Raw genomic sequence first — 19862 nt, forward strand, 5'->3', positions numbered from 1 at the left:
GCGTGATGGGCGGACGTCCGAAGCTCTCGTTGTCACTGTGGCCAGTCGACGCTGAGGTACTGGGTCTCCTGGAAGGCTCGAATTCCGTCGCGCGCGCCTTCGCGTCCCAACCCGCTCTGCTTGACACCACCGAACGGCGCCGATGGATCGGATACGACACCTCGGTTGATCCCGACCATCCCGGCCTCGAGCTGTTCCGCGAGTCTGATCGAGTACGCCAGGTCACCGGCGAAGACGTAGGCGGCCAGCCCTTGCTCGGTAGCATTCGCCAGCTCGACGACTTCTTCCTCATTCCTCCAGACCACGATCGGCGCCACCGGACCGAACAGTTCCTCCTGGAGAAGAGCGGCGCCGGGGTCGACATCAACCAGGACGGTCGGGGCGACAAAGTGGCCAGGAAGATCGGGCAGCTGCGCCTGGCAGGTCACACGAGCACCGTCGGCCACCGCCGAGGCGATGAGCTTGTTCAAGCGGTCACGCTCGCGTTCGTTGATCATCGGGCCGATTGCGGCACCGGAATGTGCGGCCCCGACCTCGAGCCGACAGACCTGCTCGCTCAGCTTCTCCGTGAAGCGCTCGACGATGTCTTCGTGCACCAGGATGCGGTTCGCTGCGGTGCACGCTTGGCCCCCGTTGCGGAACTTGGCCACCATCGTGCCGGCGACCGCTCGGTCGAGGTCGGCATCTGCCGCAACAATGACAGGCGCGTTGCCGCCCAGTTCCATCGAGCAGTTCACGACACGATCCGCGGCGCTCCGCAACAGGAGGCGGCCGACCCGGGTCGACCCGGTGAACGACAGTTTGCGGACACGCTCATCACCGAGCCATGCATCGACGACCGGGCCCGGATCAGACGTCGTGACCACCGTCAGCAGGTCGTCCGGGGCGCCGGCATCCGACAGCAGATCCGCGATAGCCAGAGCGGTCAGCGGGGTTTCGGCGGCAGGCTTGAGAACTGCCGAACAGCCCGCAGCGAGTGCAGGTGCCACCTTGCGCGTCACCATCGCAGCCGGAAAGTTCCACGGCGTCACGAGGGCTGTTACCCCTACCGGTCTGTGGGTGACGATCGTTCTACTGGTTCCACCGGGAGCCGTGCCGTAGCTGCCTTCGGGCCGGACAGCCTCTTCGGCATACCACCGGAAAAATTCGGCTGCGTAGCGAACCTCGGCGGCAGCGTCGGTGAGCGATTTGCCGTTCTCACGGGTGATGAGTTCGGCGAGTGTCTCGGATTGTTCGAGCATCAGCTCGTAGGTCCGCATCAGGATGTCCGCGCGCTCCCGGGGCGCACGGCGCGCCCACGGGACGAGCGCGAGATGGGCACGCTCGACAGCATGTCGAGCATCGTCCGGGCCCATGTCCGGGATCTGTGCGAGGGTTTCCAGCGAGGCTGGATCCTCGACGATGAAGGTGTGGTCGGGCACAGGTTCCTCCTCGGAACATGCAGAACACTCGTGACAGAGTGGTGACGAGAAGAATGAGCCGGCTTGTTCAGATTGTTCAGACTTTGGCTGAAATCCACAGCCAGCGAACAGCAATCGAGCCTGGGTTGCGATAAGAATGCGGGATGCGAGGATCGACGAGCAATGACTCGCCCTGTTTCAGAAGGCGCGTCATCTCCCCCGACCTGAACTCGAGTTCTCCGTCGAGGACGAGGATCAGTTCCTCTTCCTCATCGTGCTTGTACGGGGCGACGCGGGACTGGTCTCCGGGCTCGAGGATCGCCTCGAGGACCTGGATCGTCTTCGCGTCGGCAGGGGTGATGAAGCGATCCCGGTACATTCCGGAGGGGTGCACAGCATGCCGATGAGGGCCGTTACCGGGCTTTTCATCCGACGGGCCGGCTTCAGGGATTGTCGAGTCGGCCATCAGCGCCGACATCGGGAGGTTGAGGGCCCCGGCGATCCGGAGCAACGATGCCAAGGAGGGGTTCGATCGGCCTCGTTCGAGCATGGACAGATATCCGATCGACAATCCGGTCTGCTCGGACAACTGCTGAAGGGTCATTCCGCGCTTCTTGCGCGCACTTCGCACCTCGGCGCCGATCTGTTCGGGGCCGTCGAGCTTGCTCACTAGTTCCTCAGAAGTCGGTGATCGGTTGACATGTCCACCCGCACTTTACCCATGCCGGCGCCGTAAACGGTGAGCCATGTACCTCACGTGGCCTCCCTCAACCGCTCGAGCCCCACCGCGCAGATCAACACGGCACCGATCACGAGCTGTTGGACATAGCTGGATACGTGAAGGAGGTTCATGCCGTTACTGAGCACCCCCAGAAACAGCACCCCTACGACAACCCGCCAGACCTTCCCTTCGCCTCCGAACAGAGAGGTTCCACCCAGCACAGCTGCAGCGATCGACAACATGACATAGCTTCCTCCGAGGGACGCTTCACCGGAGCCGACGCGCGCGGTGAGAAGAACCCCCGCCAACGCTGCAAGTACCGAGCACAGGACGAATCCGATCAACATCGTGCGACGCACATCGATACCTGCTGCGCGGGCCGCCTCGGCATTACCACCGATGGCATACATATCGCGGCCGATTCTGGAGCGTCCGAGCAGCAGTCCGATCACAGCTATCGTCGCCAAACCCAGGAGCACGGAAACGGGGATGCCCAGGATCCGTGAGGTGCCGAGGATGTCGGAGAAAGTGAGCGGAATCCCGGTGACCGGAGCGCCGTTCGAGATGATCAAGGCGAGTCCGGTCAGTACCGACGTGGTGCCGAGCGTAGCCATGAACGACGGAACCCTACCGAAGGCAACGATGGCACCATTGACGAGCCCGATCACCACTCCTGCTCCCAGTCCGACGAGGAGCCCGACGGGGACGCTGGCGGCGGGCACGACCTCACGAGTCGCAGTTGCTACCAGCACGCTGGTGGCCGCCACGGTCGCACCGACGGACAGATCGAGTTGCGCGTGGATCAGCACGATCATCTGCCCCAGAGTGATGAACAACAAAAACACGGACTGTCGAGCAACATTCACCAGATTGGAACCGTCCATGAACTGGGGTTCGAGTACCGAGAAGACCACCACCATCACGATCAACATCGCGGGCAGTAGGTAATCGTTGAGTCGGCGTAGCATCAGTTGCGGTTCGGTACGGGCATCGTGCCCTACGGCTGCAGTGGTCATGAGACCGTTTCCTTTGTCCGGGAATGGGAATCGCACGTCGATGTGGTGTGTGCCGGCAAGCCGAACATCGCACGTCCGACGCTGTCGGCGGTTATCTCTCGACCGCTGAGGTGGGCTGTGACACGCCCCTCGGCGATGACATAGATTCGGTCGCTCACCCCTACCAACTCGGTCAGGTCGGAAGAGATCACGATTACCCCACAGCCACTGTCGGTGTAGTCGCCGAGGAGCCGATAGACATCGGCCTTGGCGCCGACGTCGATTCCGACCGTGGGCTCGTCGAAGACATGGACGTCAGCGTTGTGCAGCATGCCGCGGGCCAGAACTGCCTTCTGCTGGTTGCCTCCGGAATAGGAGCGGATCGGCCGTTCGAGATCGCGGGGGCGCATGTCGAGACTCGCCGCCACCTTCTCGCACAACGCGTGTTCCTGCTTGCCGCGAACCACGCCGAATCCGGTGAGTCCTCCGGCTCTGTGGGCTCCCATCGTCATGGTTTCGCGCGCGGCGCGCATCGAAACGATGCCCTCACGTCGACGGTCCGCGGGATAGTAGACCAACCCGTGACGAAGCATCTGCGATGGTCGTTTCGGGTGCACGGGAGAACCTGCCAGGTTCACGCCCTGCGAGGTAGACGGTTCCAGGCCGAACAGGGCCCTGCCGATGTCCGACTTCCCGCACCCGATGAGACCTGCGATGCCGACGACCTCCCCACGGCGCACCGTCACACTCACCTCCCGCAGCAAGGCGGTGTTGAGCTTCTCCACCCGGAGGACCTCCTCACCCGGGGTACGGGAGGTGTGCTGGTAGAGCGACTGAGCGGACCGTCCGGTCATACGCTCGACGAGATCGCTTTCTATGACCGGCCGGCAGGAGGTGTCGACGTATCTGCCGTCACGCAGCACGGACACTCGGTCAGCGATCTCCACGATCTCGGCCATTCGGTGGCTGACGTAGAGCACTGCCACACCGCGTCCACGAAGTCCGTCGACGATTGTGAGCAGCTGCCGGCTTTCCTCGTGTCCCAACGATGCTGTCGGCTCGTCCAGGATCAGAACACGAGGCTCGTGTCGGAGCGAGCGTGCGATCTCGACGAGCTGCTGCTCGGAGCGCGTCAACGAGCTCGCCGCGCGATCGACGTCGAGATCGACACCCAACTGCGCCAACGCTCGAGAGGCTTCCCGGCGCACCTGTGCCGGCCGTACGAACATCCGTGAACCGGGCGCTTCCCCGAGGACGACGTTTTCCGCGACAGTCAGGGACGGGACGATGGTGAGCTCTTGGAAGACGGTCCGGATACCTGCGGCGCGAGCATCCTGTGGACTGGTGAAACGGACTTCCCGACCGTCGACCCGGACAGAGCCCGACGTGTGCTGGTGGATGCCGGCAAGAACCTTGATCAATGTCGACTTGCCGGCACCGTTCTCCCCCATCAGCGCATGAACCTCGCCTGCTCGGATATCGAGCGACACATCGGCGAGCGCTGTGACGGGGCCGAACTTCTTGCCCACTGAGTGCAGTGTGATCACAGAGTTCATGCCGGCGCCGCCTCGTACTCGAGCACACCGTCGATCCAGACCTGTCGTACACCCACGTCACGGATCGTCTCGACGTCCACCGTGCGCGGGTCGCGATCGAGAACGACCATGTCCGCCCGTGCTCCGATATCGATGGTGCCGACCTCGCCTGTCATTCCGAGTGCTTCGGCAGCGGCCAGGCTGTGGCAGCGCAGCGCCTCACCGACGGAGATCGCTTCGTGGGGTTCTACCGGGCGGTCCCAGTAACCGAGCCTGTCGACCGAAGCCGCGATGGTGGACAAGGGGTTGCTTGCCCCGATCTCGCCTCCGACGGCCACATCGGAACTGAAGGCGGGCCAGATACCTTCATCGAGGATTGTGCGCAGAGGCATGCGTCCCCGGGTCCCGGTCGCCGGGAACAGCATCGGCACGAAGTCCGCAATGAAGTTGCGCAGGAACCCGGGCTGCATCACCGGCAGGACCCCGGTGTCGCGCCATCGACGAATGGTGCTGGGGTCGTCCAGCACGTTGCCGAGATGCTCGATGCGTACGCCACCGCGACGGACGCCACCGACCATCGCCACTGCATCGAGAGCTTCTTGCTGCGCACGTGTGCCGTTGGTGTGAATGGCAAGCTGCACGCCCGCAGCTTGCGTGTCCTCGACGGCCGCAACCAGGACAGGACGCTCGAGGTTCAGCTTGCCTCGATAGCCTGCGTACGGTGCGTGATCGGCCGAGTACGGAGCGTTGCTGGCTGCATTGCGCGCTGAGTAGCCGCCATCGGCGAATACCTTAGTGCCGCAAGCGGTCAAACGACCCGGTAGGTTCGCTTCGCGTACCCAGGACAGCGCCCGCTCGTGAGGGGCGAAGGAGGGTGCCATCGCATAGAGCCCGAACCGCGCGGGGACGCTGCCATCCGTTGATGCGGCGCTGAGGGCATCGAGATAGTGCTCGGACTCGAGCATTTCCCCGATCGTTGTCACTCCGTGTTTCAGGAACTCGGTGCGGTAGGTAGTGGTGAAGGCCTCGACCAGTTCATCGTGATCGGGTTCAGGAATTCCCAGATGACGATCGATTTCGGCAACGAGGCCGGTTGGACGTCCCGACTTGTCGACATCGATGACCGGCCGTCCCCACAGCCCTTCGGTGCTGCCGATGAATCGTTCGACACGCACGCGTTCCAGGGCTGCGGTGTTCAGCACCGAAACATGGCCACCGCAATGAACCACGATGGGATGACGATTGGAGACCCGATCGAGCTCTTCACGCGTCGGAAGCCGCCTTTCTGCCAGTTTCTGATCGAAGAACAAGTTCCCGTACCCCACGAGCCAGGGCCCGCAGAACCGTTGCGCTCGGAGTCCGTCACGCAGAGCATCGAGGACGTCGGAGATCGTACGGACCAGCGGCACACGGCAGTCGATGGCAGTGGCCCGAGCCGCGGCGTATTGGGAGAAGTGCGTATGAGGATCGACGAAACCCGGAAGAAGTATGCCCTCTATCTCGGTGATGTCGGCACCGAGACCGACATGGTGATGGAGCAAACTGTCGTCTCCGAGATCACTGATCCGACCGTCTCGGACCACGACAGTAGTCACGTCGGAGCGGTTGGACATGGTCAGGACCTGGCCGTGCAGAACCAGATCGGGGTAGGAATCTGTGGTCACTGTGTGCCCTCTACAGAGAAAGTGGGACGGAATTCGCTCGGCGCGAAGCTGCCCGCCAGATCGAAGCTGTCGATGTTGTCGAAGTCCCCTTCGGTCGGCCCGCAGGCCACCATGGGGACGGGAGCGTAGCGTTCGACATCACCGGCAGCGGGAACGTCTTCGAGAATCCGAACCGCGTAGTCGACCGCCATCTGCCCGATCAGTGTCGACTGTTCGGAAGGACCGCAATTGGCGCGCCCGGCGCCGATGAGATCGACGAGTTCGGGTGTCACATACGTGCTGTAGATACCGAGCTTGCCGATGAGACCACGCTCTGCGGCAACTCGTGTCGCGGCCTCCGCCATGACCGCATTGCCCACGAGGGCATCGAGGTCCGGATTGGACGCCAGTACATCTTCTATCAGCCTCAGCTGGACTTCTTTGCCCGTATCTCCGTACTTGACGTCGGCGATGTCGACCTGTGATCCCTCGATCGCATCCGTGAAACCGGTGACCGACCGTTCGGCCCACCCGGCTCCTGCCGGGCCGGGCAGCAGCGCTACGCGTAGAGGCCTGTCCAGGTCAGCCAGATGCTCGCCGATCATCCGGCCCATGTCGATGTAGTCCTGGAGCACATGACCGGCGACTTCCGGGCTGGAGACACCGTTGCCGACGTCGATCACAGGGATTCCGGCCAGGGTTGCATCATGGACGGCATTGTTGAGGGAATCGAAGCTCACGGCGCTCAGCAGAATCGCGTCCGCGCCGGATGACACGCAGTCTTCGATCTGGGAGATCTGTTGGGACAAATTGGCGTACCCACCCGCGTCGCTGGTCGACAGTGCCACTCCCAGCGACCTGGCCTGACTCACCTGGCCGTAGTTGACGCCGATCCAGGTCGAATCCTTCATGTGCGGCAATACCGAACACAGGCGCCACGGCCGGCTGACGTCGTCTCCCGAAAGAGAAGTATACGTGCCTTCCGTGTTGGGGCCGATGCATCCGGACGATTCCACATATGCTGCGCTGCAGTCGGTCAGAAGCGCGTCGACCGACCAAGGCCGGCCCGATGTGTCGGCACTGGGAATGCGGTCTGTCGCGCCCGTGTCATGGGCGCAGGCAGACAAGACGAGAGCAGAGGCGAAGACTAGAGCAGAAACTCCTGCATATCGTGGCACTGAGGCGTGCATGTGCGCACCTACTTCCTTGTGTTGACGCCAGCGTGCTCAGGTCGAGGATCGACAAACACCCGTAGAGTCGCTGGTCGCAGGCGGCAGTTCAGGGAGCTTTGACAAGTTCGCCTTCAGGGAAGATTTCCGAAGCGAAGTTGATGGCGGTTTGAGCCGACTTCGTACGGAGGAAACGTCGAACCACCGAGGATCGCACGCCGAGCAGCGGGTTCGGCCACTGCGTTCCGACCTGGCCGTAGATGCGCGAGTACTTCTGCACCCCATCGCTCATCTCACGCTGCTCACTTTCCCAGATGCGCAATGCGCGGTCGATCGAATGGCTTTGGCGCAACGCCAGCGCCAAAGCGACAGCATTGGTCATCGCGACACAGGCAGCTTGTCCAAGATTCGGCGACATGGCGTGGGCAGCGTCCCCGAGGAGCGCAGCGCGACCGGAGAACCAGCTCGAAACGTGCACGTCGTAGAACGGCGCCCACCGTCCTTCTCCGTTGGTAGGGATCCGCTCGAGCTGTGAGCGGAAGTCGGGGAAACTCTCGATCCACGTTTCCGGGTCGAACGGCTGCTGCTGCCGCCCTTCGAGATCGTCTGCAGGACAGCACAAGAAGATATAGGTTTCGTCCGGAGAGCAAGGGACTACACCGATGCGGCGACCACCGTTCCACTGTTCGATTGCACGCCGGACCGGGTCTTCACTGGTCCGCGGGATGAGGTGGCGCCCACCCCCGTCATGGAGATCGACCATCTTCGTCCGCAACCCGAGAGATTCGCGCACACGCGAGTAGACGCCATCGGCACCGACGACGAGATCGGCCGGGTATCGGTTTCCATCCGACCCGATGAGAACACCGCCGGGCTCAGCTCCGACAATCGGTGACTCGGTACGAATCTCCACTCCCAGGTCGGTCGCCGTATCGACCAGGCTCCGATGAAGATGCCGGCGACCGACCGTATACAGCCGCTTGCTGCGCAGCCACTCGGTCTGCAGTGTGCTGCCGTTGTGATCACGCAGGGTCGGCTCATCGAGGCGCTCGGCCCGGGCAGTCACGGCTTCGTAAGCCCCGATCGCCTCGAGGGCACGTAATCCGTTCTCCCACAGATAGATACCGGCACCTATTTCACGCAGTTCACTGCTTTTCTCGTGGACACGTACCGTCCAGCCGGTTCGCGCCAGAGCAGAGGCGAGGACAAGGCCGGATAGACCTGCCCCAGCGATTTCTGCATGCATCAATATCTCCTCACATAGTGCTGATCGATCGGCCGGAGAGACCGTCGGATGTTTTCCACCCCTCGGCGATGCGAGCGGTGGGAAGTCAGAGCGTCAAGACCGGGACACCGTCGGCTGTGACGATGACCAGATCTTCACTGACGGTGAATTTATAGCGATCTCCGGTCGAGATCAATGGTTTGTCAGCACTAGATTATTTCGACAGTGAAAATTTTTGATCCTGCGGGCCGATGAGAAGCGGAACGACGACGCCACCTGCACGCCGCGGCCTCCGAAGAGATGCGGACTCACCCCACGATGGACGTCGGCTCCGCTCTGGCACGGCTGACCCACCGCGACCTTCCGAACGGTCGATGCCACCGATCGGATCCGCAACCGGGTACACCTTCCCATAGAGCGCTCCACCTGCTTCCACCGTGACGGCACCGCCTGCACCAACCCGACTGAATACGTGAACAGTTGGTGCGACCAGAGCGAATGCGCGCGTCTCGTGCGCCATGACCCCACCACAGCGCCGCATCGTGCAGAGCACTGCTCGGTACCGAACTCCACATCCACCCCACCATGGACACCGGTTTCGACCCCGGTGAACTAGTCGATATCTGGATGACCTTGTGAGCGACCGTCGACGAGCGTCCCGGCAGACTACGCGCAACCACCGGGACTGTCCGGAAAACGGGGGGTGAGGGTCCGGTCTGACCCGAAAGGAAATGACCGTGACTGACACGACAGAAGTGCTGGGCGAGGCGATCATTGATCCCGTGACCGGGGAGATCATCGATCAAAGGCGCTCGCAGAGCGTTTGCTCGCGCAGGCGAAGGAACAGGGCGTGAGCCTGGTCGGGCCGGGAGGCCTGCTGAGCCAGCTCACGAAGAGCGTGCTCGAGACCGCTCTGGAAGCAGAACCGACCGAGCACCTCGGTCACGAACACGGCGGAACACCGATCGCGGAGAACATGCGTAACGGGACCCGCACCAAGACCGTACTGACCGAGATCGGGCCGGTCGAGATCGAAGTTCCCCGGGACCGGGACGGCTCGTTCGAACCGGTCATCGTCCCGAAACGCAAACGCCGGCTCGACGGGATCGATCAGATCGTGCTCTCGTTGACCGCCCGTGGGTTGACCACCGGTGAGATCGCCGCGCACTTCGGCGAGGTCTACGGGGCGAAGGTCTCCAGGGACACCATCAGCCGGATTCCCCCGAGCACTACGTGCAGGGAGGTACCCCCACCGAGAAGGTGACCGCCGCACTCGCCGAGTGGTCCTCCCTGCCACTGGATCCGATCTACCCGGTCATCTTCGTCGACGCGATCGTGGTGAAAGTCCGTGACGGACAGGTGCGCAACACCCCGTTCTACGTCGTGACGGCATGACCGTCAGCGGGGAACGCGACATCCGCCCCCGCACGCGGGAGGGACCCCCAGGTATCTGGGCCGGCGACGGTGCTGAAGGCGCCCGGTTCTGGTTGCAGGTGTTCAGCGAGTTGAAGAATCGCGGCGTCGAGGACGTGTTCCTCGCCGTGTGTGACGGGCTGAAAGGCCTGCCGGAAGCGATCAACACCACCTGGGAGCACACGGTGGTCCAACAGTGCATCGCGCACTTGATCCGCAACAGCTTCCGGTACGCCGGACGGCAGCATCGCGATGCGATCGTCAAGTCCCTCAAGCCGGTCTATACGGCTCCGAGTGAGCAGGCCGCGAAGGATCGATTCGTCGAGTTCGCCGCCGAGTGGGGCGATCGGTATCCGGCGATCGTGCAGTTGTGGGAGAAGGCCTGGGCGGAGTTCGTGCCGTTCCTCGACTACGACGTCGAGATCCGGCGCGTGATCTGCTCGACGGATGTAATCGTCAAGGTTTCTGCAGGTTTCGGTGGGTTTCGCCTTGTTGAGGACGGTGGTGCGGGCATGTGCTCATCGAGGGTGATCGTGTCCCGAAGTCAGGGCTGGCCGGCAGGCCACCGCGGAGCGGATCGCCTTGACGCAGGGCGCGATCACCCTAGGCTCGGCGGGGCCGAACACCGAAGTCGGCGGTGCCGGTGTGCGCGGGCCGGCGGGGCTGCCACCCGGCGATGAGGGTCTCGTAGGCGCGTTCGGCGACCTCGATGACTTCCCGTTCATGACGACGCAACTGTTTGTCGTTGTAGTCGTATCCGGGACCACGGTGGGCGTGTGCGCGAGGTGCGCCCGCGGTCAACGCGAGCTTGCGCTGCTTGAACGCCACCAGACTGGGACGGGCGAAGGCGTAGTCCTGACCGTCAACCGTCAGATGCCAGCACAACACGGCAAGCTTGCGAGCGGTGGCGACCACCGCGACCTGGAATCCCCGTCGCGCCTTGACCCGCTTGTAGAACGCCCGCAGCGGCCCCGGAGCACGAGCGGCAACCCACGCCGCCTCCACCAGCATGTCCCGAGTTTGTGCCCGCCCGGCCTTGGTGATGCGCCCGTGGCTGGCCGGCTGGTTGCCCGACTGTCGCACCCTCGGATGCAGCCCGAGATAGGCCACCAGCTTGTCGGATGAGGAGAACCTGCCGAAATCCCCGACAGCAGCGACCACCGACAGTGCCACCACGGCATCGACTCCGGGGATGGTCATCAACCGCCGCACCACCGGATCCGCTAGCGCCTCGGCCGCCAATTCCCGGTCCGCGAGTGCGAGTTCCTCACCGAGAAAATCCAGCTGCCGCATCAATGCCTCGATCGTATGGTGCTCATCGTTCGGGAGGTCCTGGCCTGCCAGCCAACGCCGGCCCACGGTGCCGAACAGATCGGTGACCGGCGGATGTGGCAGCAGATTGCGATGCAAGATTGCGTGCACCTGATTCTTGAGCCGGGTGCGTTGACGGACCAAATGCGCCCGCCGCATCGTCTGTCGCCGCAGCCGGCGTGTCCGCTCGTCCGGCAACCACACCGACGGCAAGAAATCCGCGGCCAGCAGTTGAGCGAGGATCCGCGCATCGACTTTGTCGGTCTTGATGTTCGCTTCGGCGATCGCCCGGGTCTTGAGCGGATTCGACACCACTACCCGTGCCACGTGCGAGGTGAGCAGCGTGGCAATGGCGTCACTGTTGCCGGTGGCCTCGAGCGCCACCTCGTCGTCGGACCGCAACCCGGTCATCCACTCGCGCAACGTGGCCGGTCGGCAGTCGACACGACCTGCATCGGACACGATTCCGTCCTCGACGATGGCGACCTGAGCGAAGTCGCGGTGCACATCGAGACCGATATACCGTCCCATCACACTCACCTCCTGCATGAGCTGAGGATTCGAGGATCGGTGGGCAATCGACACCTACGGATTCGCGCTCACGGCGCAGCCGGACAAGTCGCAAGGGCGGCCATCTACTAACGGGCTCGCAGCCCATCGAACAAGAACGGCCTGCCCATACCGATTCCTCACAGATGCCCCTGTTCCGGACGGTCTCACCGTACGGCGGGCCACCCGGCCCGGCCAGCCAGACGAACATTGCGGGACACCCACCAAATTTCATATCAGGTACGAACGCGATCGAGTCGATCAATGCTCGCTGTCGTCGGGCGGTCCGCGCCCGAGGGCACTTTCCCAACGAGGCATCGGCGCTCAAGTGCCTGTACTTGGTGACGCGGTCCCTTGACCCCACGGGCGGAGGCCGGGCACGCTGGATGATCAGGTGGAAGCCCGCGCTGAACGCGTTCGCGATCACCTTCGCCGGACGGCTCGAAAGAACTATCCCCTAATGAAAACCGCCGGGCCCCACACACCGTTTAACGGACAGACCCCCGGGCGAGGCGGGCGTCGCAAATGGTGGCCTTCATATACGAACTGCTGATGTAGACGGTTTTTTGGTCTGAGATCAGCAATCTGAGGGCGGATAGGCATCGACGCGCTGTGACCGAGAACTGGTGTCGGCGGTCAAACCGGGGTGCCGGTGATCGTCGTAGCCAAAGCAGCGCGGACTTCGTCGACCGTGCTGATCTCGGCCAGTAGCGCGAGGGAGTCGATGCTGGCTTGATGCGCTGCGAGAGTGGCCGCAGAGCATGCATCCTCGACGATCACCACTCGGTATCCGAGATCGCCTGCGACCCTGGCTGTTCCCTCGACAGAGGCGTTTGTGGCCACACCGGCGAAGAGGAGGGTGGTGACGCCTTTGCTGCGTAGGATGGTATCGAGGTCGGTACGGGCGAAGGCTCCGATGCGCTGGTGAGTGAGCACGATGTCCTCATCATGCGGCGTGAGGGGTTCGATGATCTCGGCGAGTTCGCTGCCTTCCTTGAGGCAACCGGATTGGGCGACGATGCCGAGTAGGGGCGAGTTGGCGTCGAGATCGGACAAGTCCGGCTTCCATGCGACCCGGGTGTAGACGATCGTGGTGTGGGCGGTACGGGCGGCGGTGATGAGCGTGGCTATGCGGTCGATGACCTTGCGCTCGGTCACCTGCTGGTAGAAGAAGTCGGCGAAGGCGCCGGTAGGTTCGACGACGTCGCCTTGACAGTGGACAGCCACGAGCGCAGTGGTACGCGGGTCGAGTTCCATCAGTATCTCCTGGGCAGAACGGGGAAGGATCAGACGTGGGCGAGGATCGAATGCCCGATGTTGTCGATGTCGCGGGCGGCTGTGCGTGGGTTGGACAGGAAGACTTGAAGGATGTCGACGCCGGCTTCGCGCATCAGGGCTGTTTTTTCTCGTAGCTCGGCAGGAGAGCCGTACAGGCACCAGTAGTCGACGAGTTCCTTGGTGATGATCGGACGGTGCCGGGGGTCGAGGCCGCGCAGGTACTTCGCCCAGACGTCGAGATAGTGCGGTTGGTCCGCGGATTTCGGGTCGCCGAGGTATTGCTGGGCGGCGGTGAGTGAGGCGTCGACGATCGAGTCGCCGAGTTCGTCGCGGTGTTGGTCCATCAGTCCGGCGTTGGTGATGCATGAGCTGATCGGTCCGGATCCGAAGCCGTTGGTGACGCCGTCTTCCCAGGTTTCTCCGTTGCCGAGTTGGTAGAACCAGGACAACGAGACGAGCTTGACAGAGCCTGGGGCTCGTCCTGCATCGGCGACGGCTTTGTCCAGGAGCCTACGAATCATCTGGATCATGTCGATGTTCGGTCCGAGGCAGTAGACGACGGCGTCGGCGTATTTGGCTGCTTCGGCAAGACCGCGGGGCCCGCCGGCAGCAACCCAGATCGGGATGTGGTCGGTGACGTTGTAGAAGCCACTTTCTTTGTCGAGGAACTCCACTTCCCGGGACTGTCCGAGCCAGGTGTGGTTGACCCGGTGGCCTGCCATCAGTTCACGGGAGACCTCGATGGCGTGGGACAGTTCGGAGATCTTCGCGGTGCGGTTACCCATGGAACGCAGCGCGTTGTTGGCGGTACCGATACCGAGGAAGGTTCGGCCTGGCGCCAGGGCATTGAGAGTGGCCATGGAGTTCGCGGTGACCGGGGCGATGCGGGTCAATGGATTGGTGACCATGGTGCCCAGGTGGATGCCGGTGGTCTGCTGCGAAGCCAGGGCGAGGAACTGGTACGGATCGGAGAACAGCAACGGGCCTTCGCCGACACCGAAGTGAGTGACCCCGAGGTCCTCGGCCTGCTTCACCATCGCGACCTGGTCGATCTTGGCGCAGGTGCCGATACAGAATTCCATAAGTTTCTCCTTGCACGGGGCCCAGGGGTGTGCACTTGGCTCGTCCTACCCGTCGTAGCGGGGATGTGTCCGACGGCCTCACTACGGGTGTGCATGCCTCCGGAGTGGATTCCGCAATCGGGGATGCTGCCCACTGATCGCGAACTGGAATGCTAGCGTTCCAGGTGAACGTAGCTCACAGTGACTCACACCACAAGTACTAGAATGCAAGTCGCTGCCTTCAACTCCCAGCACCACCCGATAACCGACGGAAAGCCTGAGCCGATGACCTCGACCGATCCCGGCCCGACGGCTGGCACCGAGGCTGCCGCCCTCCTTGCGCACGTCCGCACCTCCGGGGCACGCCTGTCCTCCGCGCTCTACGACATCTTGAAGACCCGATTGCTCGAAGGCCGCTATACAGCTGGCGAGAAGATCGTCGTCGAGTCGATTCGGCAGGAATTCGGGGTGAGCAAACAGCCGGTCATGGATGCCCTGCGTCGCCTCTCGAGCGACAAACTGGTCTACATCGTCCCCCAGGTCGGGTGCGAGGTCGTTTCCTACACCCCGCGTGAGGTCGAGGACTTCTTCACCCTGTTCGGTGGTTTCGAAGGAGCCATCGCTGCGGTGGCGGCCACACGGCGAACCGAGGCGCAGGTGCGGGAGCTGGATCTGATCTCTGCACGCGTCGATGCCTTGATCGCCTCCGACGACCCCGAGGTCCGCGCCCACGGATACCGAGTTCACAACAGGGAATTCCATGCCGCCATCCATGCGATGGCGCATTCACGGATCATGGAGGAGACCAGTCAGCGGATGTGGGATCTGTCGGATTTCCTGATCAACACCGCCGGCATCACCAACCCGCTCGCGAGTGCGTTACCCAACCGCCAGCACGACCATCACGAGATCGCCGAGGCGATCCGAAATCGCGATGCCGCTGCGGCGCGTGAGGCGATGGAGCGCCATATCGTCGGCACCATTGCGGTCATTCGCGACGAATCGAGTGCTCAGCCATCGCGCTGATGGTGAGCCGCTCGCTGTAACGGGTTCTGTGCCACCGGACAGGCCTACAGGCTTCCGCCCCGCCTGCGGCGCTGTATCTTCAGGCAGCGCAGCATCACATTGATCGCCACAGAGCGATCCACCCTCCTCCGACAGAGACTTGCGTCACCATTCGCGCTGGAGTAGCTTCGCAACTAGACGTCTAGCATTCCAGTTGCTCGGCCCCTTTCTGCGGTGGCCCTCTTCGACATCCCGACGAATCTCAGACGAAAGGCGCGGCCATGACCGCCTCGCACCCAGCATTGTTCGCAGTGCCAGCCTGCCCCGCCCCTCGCAGCGGGGGAACCACACCGTGACCACCGCGCCGACTTCCGCAACGAAGACCTCCCCGATGCGGGTGGCCCTGGCCAGCTTCGTAGGGACCACCGTCGAGTACTACGACTTCTTCATCTACGGCACCGCGGCCGCACTGGTCTTCCCCACCTTGTTCTTCCCCGATGTCTCACCTGCTATCGGAACCCTGTTGTCCTTCGCTACTTTCGGCGTCGGATTCCTCGCCCGACCCCTCGGAGGCATCGTCTTCGGCCACTTCGGTGACCGGGTCGGCCGCAAACAGATGCTCGTTATCTCTCTCGTCGGTATGGGTGCCGCCACAGTACTGATGGGACTGCTGCCCGGTTACGCCCAGATCGGCATCGCCGCTCCGATCCTGCTCACCTTGCTGCGCCTGGTTCAAGGCTTCGCCGTAGGCGGTGAATGGGGTGGCGCCACCTTGATGGCCGTCGAGCATGCCCCCACCGCGAAGAAAGGATTCTTCGGCTCCTTCTCACAGATGGGTGCTCCCGCCGGGACGAGCATTGCGACCCTGGCGTTCTTCGCCGCTTCTCAACTCCCGGACGAGCAGTTCCTCAGTTGGGGCTGGCGGCTACCGTTCCTGTTCAGCGCGGTCCTGATCGTAATCGGCCTGTTCATCCGCCTGTCCCTGACCGAAAGCCCCGACTTCGCCGAGATCAAAGCCAACAGTGCTGTAGTGCGGATGCCGATCGCCGTCGCATTCCGAAAGCACTCGAAAGAAATCTTCCTCATTGCCGGCACCTACCTGTCCCAGGGAGTGTTCGCCTACATCTGCATGGCGTATCTCGTCTCCTACGGCACCACCGTCGCCGGAATCAGCCGCACCTTCGCCCTGGCCGGCGTGTTCGTCGCCGGCCTCGTCGCCGTCCTCCTCTATCCCGTCTTCGGCGCCCTGTCGGACACCTTCGGCCGCAAGACCATGTACCTGCTCGGCGCCGTCACCATGGGGGTGGCGATCGGCCCGGCCTTCGCACTGATCAACACCGGAAACCCCTGGCTTTTCATGACCGCGCAGGTACTGGTCTTCGGCATCGCCATGGCCCCCGCCGCCGGAGTAACCGGATCGCTGTTCACCATGATCTTCGATGCAGATGTGCGCTACAGCGGCGTCTCGATCGGCTACACGATCTCCCAGGTCGCGGGCTCGGCGTTCGCCCCGACCATTGCGACCGCCCTGTACGCCTCCACCAACACCAGCAACTCGATAGTGCTCTACCTGTTGATCGTCTCGACCATCTCGGTGGTCTCGGTGGTCCTGCTGCCCGGCGGCTGGGGACGCAAGGGCGCGACACGCCAACTGGATGCCGACCAGCGCACCTCGACACCGAGCGCAACTGCCACCGCAGCTTCTTCGACTCCGCCCACCACCGACGCCGCACGGTCCCTGCGGACCCTGGACAAGTGAAGTGACCACCATGAACGACCACGACCCCACCTACGACACCGACGTCATCGTCGTCGGACTCGGTCCCGCTGGAGGCACAGCCGCTCTCGCCCTGGCCACCTACGGTGTGCGCGTCCACGCCGTCTCGATGTTCCCCTGGGTGGCGAACTCACCCCGCGCGCACATCACCAACCAACGCGCCGTAGAAGTGCTCCGCGACCTGGGCGTCGAAGACGAAGCCCGCACATACGCCACTCCGTGGGACCAGATGGGCGACACCCTGTTCACCACCAGTCTGGCCGGTGAAGAAATCGTCCGGATGCAAACATGGGGCACCGGCGCCCGGTACGGCGACTATCTCGCCGGCAGCCCGTGCGCGATGCTCGACATCCCTCAGCCCCTGATGGAACCGGTACTGATCAAGAACGCGGCCGAACGCGGCGCGTTGATCAGTTTCAACACCGAATACCTCGATCACAGCCAGGACAAGGACGGTGTCACGGTGAGATTCCGGGATGTGCGCTCGGGCACCGAGTTCACCCAGCGAGCGCGCTTCCTGCTCGGCTTCGACGGTGCCCGCTCGAAGATCGCCGAACAGATCGGACTGCCCTTCGAAGGCGAGCTCGCCCGTGCCGGCACCGCCTACATCCTGTTCAACGCGGATCTGAGCAAGTACGTCGCTCACCGGCCGAGCATTCTGCACTGGATCTTCAACTCCAAGGCCGGTTTCGGTGAGATCGGCATGGGTCTGCTGCGGGCGATCAGACCTTGGGGCCAGTGGATCGCCGGATGGGGCTTCGACATGTCCCAAGGTGAACCCGACATATCCGATAACGTTGTGCTAGAACAGATCCGTACCCTTGTCGGCGACCCTGAGCTGACCATCGACATCGTGTCGCGCTCGTTCTGGTACGTCAATCAGCAGTGGGCCGAGCATTATCAATCCGGCCGGGTGTTCTGTGGCGGCGACGCCGTACACCGGCATCCGCCGAGCAGCGGCCTGGGCTCGAACACCTCCATGCAGGACGCATTCAACCTTGCCTGGAAGATCGCCTACGCCGCCAAGGGATACGCGGGACCGGGACTGCTCGAGTCCTACTCCCCCGAGCGGGTTCCGGTCGGCAGGCAGATCGTCGCGCGCGCCAACCAGTCCCGCAAGGACTACGCCGGTCTGCGCGAGTGGTTCGATCCCACCAGCGACGACCCGGTCACCGCCGGCCTGGCGAAACTCAAAGCTCCCTCCTCCGAAGGCGCGGCACTGCGCGAGCGCCTATACGAGGCACTCGAGGTCAAGAACACCGAGTTCAATGCCCACGGCGTCGAACTCAACCAGCGTTACGCCTCGTCTGCGGTGGTCCCCGACCTTGAAGCCGGTGAGGAGGTATGGGGACGCGACCGGGAACTGTACCTGCAGGCCACCACTCGTCCTGGCGCCAAGCTGCCACACGCCTGGTTGGTCGGCCCGCACGGTACCCGGGTCTCGACCCTCGATGTCACCGGCAAGGGACAGATGACCCTGCTCACCGGCATCGGCGGCCAGGCATGGAAACGTGCCGCTGCCACATTGGACCTACCGTTCCTGCGCACCATAGTCATCGGTGAAGCGGGCATCAACGACTCGTACGGGTACTGGCGGCAGCTCCGTGAAATCCATGAGGCCGGGGCTCTTCTCGTGCGCCCCGACGGCTACGTCGCCTGGCGGTACAGCGCTCCGGTATGGGACGCCAGCGAAGCACTCACCCACCTCGAGAACGCGCTCAGCATCGTCCTCGACCGTGCCCCGCATGAGACCCCAACCGCCGGGAACGGCGGTACGCCCCAGTACAGCATCCACGCCGTACCGATCGTCGTCCCGCACGTCACCGCCGACGACGCAACACCAGCCTCCACAGCCAGCATCACACCAATCGAGGGAGCACACGCATGACCCGCCCGTACACCAGCGTCTGGGACGATCTGAACCAGGTCGAGTTCAGCCAGGGGTTCATCCAGGCCGGCCCATACCGCACCCGCTATCTGCACGCCGGGGACGACTCCAAGCCCACACTCATTCTCCTACACGGCATCACCGGCCACGCCGAAGCATATGTCCGCAATCTGCGTTCACACGCCGAGCATTTCAATGTGTGGGCCATCGACTTCATCGGCCACGGCTACTCCGCCAAACCCGATCACCCCCTCGAGATCAAGCACTACATCGACCACGTGCTGCACCTTATGGATGCCATCGGCATCGAGAAGGCATCCTTCTCAGGCGAGTCGCTGGGCGGATGGGTCACCGCCCAGTTCGCTCACGACCACCCGGACAAAGTCGAGCGGATCGTGCTCAACACCATGGGCGGCACCATGGCCAACCCACAGGTAATGGAACGGCTCTACACCCTGTCGATGGAAGCCGCCAAAGACCCGAGCTGGGAACGCGTCAAAGCACGCCTCGAATGGCTCATGGCCGACCCGAACATGGTCACCGACGACCTCATCCGCACCCGCCAGGCCATCTTCCAACAACCGGACTGGCTCAAGGCATGCGAAATGAACATGGCCTTGCAGGACCTCGAAACCCGCAAACGGAACATGATCACCGATGCCACCCTCCAAGGCATCACCGTGCCAACGATGGTTCTGTGGACTACCAAAGATCCCTCCGGTCCGGTCGACGAAGCAGAGCGCATCGCCTCCCACATCCCTGGCGCCAAGCTGGCGGTCATGGAGAACTGCGGACACTGGCCCCAGTACGAAGACCCCGACACCTTCAACAAACTGCACCTGGATTTTCTCCTCGATCGCAGTTGACACAGATGCAGCCGGTGCCGCCCTCC

The 19862-nt window shown here is 63.2% G+C and carries 14 protein-coding genes and 3 pseudogenes; 6 read left to right on the forward strand and 11 right to left on the reverse strand.

Going from position 1 to position 19862, the window contains the following annotated elements; all coding sequences use genetic code 11:
* Nucleotides 1–32: 32 nt before the first annotated feature.
* The 8 genes and pseudogenes from LPH33_RS22780 to LPH33_RS22820 all read right to left on the reverse strand — a co-directional run bounded on the left by LPH33_RS22780 (nucleotide 33) and on the right by LPH33_RS22820 (nucleotide 8709).
* Nucleotides 33–1535: an NAD-dependent succinate-semialdehyde dehydrogenase gene (locus LPH33_RS22780; protein ID WP_229566202.1), complete on the reverse strand. Its 1503-nt coding sequence runs from the start codon at nucleotides 1533–1535 to the stop codon at nucleotides 33–35.
* Nucleotides 1498–2070 (reverse strand): helix-turn-helix domain-containing protein, encoded by a 573-nt coding sequence (locus tag LPH33_RS22785; protein ID WP_120285082.1) that lies wholly within the window; start codon nucleotides 2068–2070, stop codon nucleotides 1498–1500. Before LPH33_RS22785 ends, LPH33_RS22780 begins: the two co-directional genes overlap by 38 nt.
* A gap of 83 nt (nucleotides 2071–2153) precedes the next feature.
* Nucleotides 2154–3137: an ABC transporter permease gene (locus LPH33_RS22790; protein ID WP_006551084.1), complete on the reverse strand. Its 984-nt coding sequence runs from the start codon at nucleotides 3135–3137 to the stop codon at nucleotides 2154–2156.
* A complete protein-coding gene (locus LPH33_RS22795; RefSeq protein WP_229566204.1) occupies nucleotides 3134–4075 on the reverse strand; it encodes an ATP-binding cassette domain-containing protein in 942 nt (313 codons plus the stop codon). Before LPH33_RS22795 ends, LPH33_RS22790 begins: the two co-directional genes overlap by 4 nt.
* A gap of 150 nt (nucleotides 4076–4225) precedes the next feature.
* Nucleotides 4226–4672 (reverse strand): annotated as a pseudogene (locus tag LPH33_RS27020) (ATP-binding cassette domain-containing protein); the annotation flags it as partial.
* Complete coding sequence (locus tag LPH33_RS22810) at nucleotides 4669–6315, reverse strand: amidohydrolase (RefSeq protein ID WP_229566209.1); 1647 nt, start codon at nucleotides 6313–6315, stop codon at nucleotides 4669–4671. The gene LPH33_RS22810 and the pseudogene LPH33_RS27020, both read right to left, overlap by 4 nt.
* A complete protein-coding gene (gene torT / locus LPH33_RS22815; RefSeq protein WP_267499179.1) occupies nucleotides 6312–7484 on the reverse strand; it encodes a TMAO reductase system periplasmic protein TorT in 1173 nt (390 codons plus the stop codon). The genes LPH33_RS22810 and torT overlap by 4 nt, the downstream gene beginning before the upstream one ends.
* A gap of 88 nt (nucleotides 7485–7572) precedes the next feature.
* Complete coding sequence (locus LPH33_RS22820; protein WP_139000141.1) at nucleotides 7573–8709, reverse strand: FAD-dependent oxidoreductase; 1137 nt, start codon at nucleotides 8707–8709, stop codon at nucleotides 7573–7575.
* A gap of 802 nt (nucleotides 8710–9511) precedes the next feature.
* On the opposite strand from LPH33_RS22820, the pseudogene LPH33_RS22825 reads away from it, so the two are divergent.
* Nucleotides 9512–10577 (forward strand): annotated as a pseudogene (locus tag LPH33_RS22825) (IS256 family transposase); the annotation flags it as partial.
* A gap of 127 nt (nucleotides 10578–10704) precedes the next feature.
* Here the strand turns inward: LPH33_RS22825 and LPH33_RS22830 are convergent.
* The gene (locus LPH33_RS22830; protein WP_229566211.1) at nucleotides 10705–11943 is read right to left on the reverse strand and encodes an IS110 family transposase; all 1239 of its coding nucleotides are present in this window, start codon (nucleotides 11941–11943) and stop codon (nucleotides 10705–10707) included.
* A 251-nt stretch (nucleotides 11944–12194) separates the two neighbouring features.
* On the opposite strand from LPH33_RS22830, the pseudogene LPH33_RS22835 reads away from it, so the two are divergent.
* Nucleotides 12195–12422 (forward strand): annotated as a pseudogene (locus LPH33_RS22835) (transposase); the annotation flags it as partial.
* Between the two features lie 175 nt (nucleotides 12423–12597).
* On the opposite strand, the gene LPH33_RS22840 reads toward LPH33_RS22835, so the two are convergent.
* The gene (locus LPH33_RS22840) at nucleotides 12598–13218 is read right to left on the reverse strand and encodes a cysteine hydrolase family protein (protein WP_024102218.1); all 621 of its coding nucleotides are present in this window, start codon (nucleotides 13216–13218) and stop codon (nucleotides 12598–12600) included.
* A gap of 29 nt (nucleotides 13219–13247) precedes the next feature.
* The gene (locus tag LPH33_RS22845; RefSeq protein WP_006551092.1) at nucleotides 13248–14321 is read right to left on the reverse strand and encodes an LLM class flavin-dependent oxidoreductase; all 1074 of its coding nucleotides are present in this window, start codon (nucleotides 14319–14321) and stop codon (nucleotides 13248–13250) included.
* Nucleotides 14322–14585: 264 nt separating this feature from the next.
* On the opposite strand from LPH33_RS22845, the gene LPH33_RS22850 reads away from it, so the two are divergent.
* From LPH33_RS22850 to LPH33_RS22865, 4 genes are all read left to right on the forward strand, one after another.
* Entirely contained in the window at nucleotides 14586–15326 is a 741-nt protein-coding gene (locus LPH33_RS22850) for a GntR family transcriptional regulator (protein ID WP_229566213.1), read from the forward strand.
* 370 nt (nucleotides 15327–15696) lie between these two features.
* Nucleotides 15697–17064 (forward strand): MFS transporter, encoded by a 1368-nt coding sequence (locus LPH33_RS22855; RefSeq protein WP_229568480.1) that lies wholly within the window; start codon nucleotides 15697–15699, stop codon nucleotides 17062–17064.
* A 1-nt stretch (nucleotide 17065) separates the two neighbouring features.
* Nucleotides 17066–18970, forward strand: coding sequence for an FAD-dependent monooxygenase (locus LPH33_RS22860; RefSeq protein WP_229566214.1), 1905 nt, complete (start codon nucleotides 17066–17068; stop codon nucleotides 18968–18970).
* The gene (locus LPH33_RS22865; protein WP_229566216.1) at nucleotides 18967–19836 is read left to right on the forward strand and encodes an alpha/beta fold hydrolase; all 870 of its coding nucleotides are present in this window, start codon (nucleotides 18967–18969) and stop codon (nucleotides 19834–19836) included. The genes LPH33_RS22860 and LPH33_RS22865 overlap by 4 nt, the downstream gene beginning before the upstream one ends.
* The last annotated feature ends 26 nt before the right edge of the window (nucleotides 19837–19862 follow it).

Source organism: Rhodococcus sp. RDE2, from assembly GCF_020885655.1.
In the GTDB taxonomy this organism is placed as follows: domain Bacteria; phylum Actinomycetota; class Actinomycetes; order Mycobacteriales; family Mycobacteriaceae; genus Rhodococcus; species Rhodococcus pyridinivorans.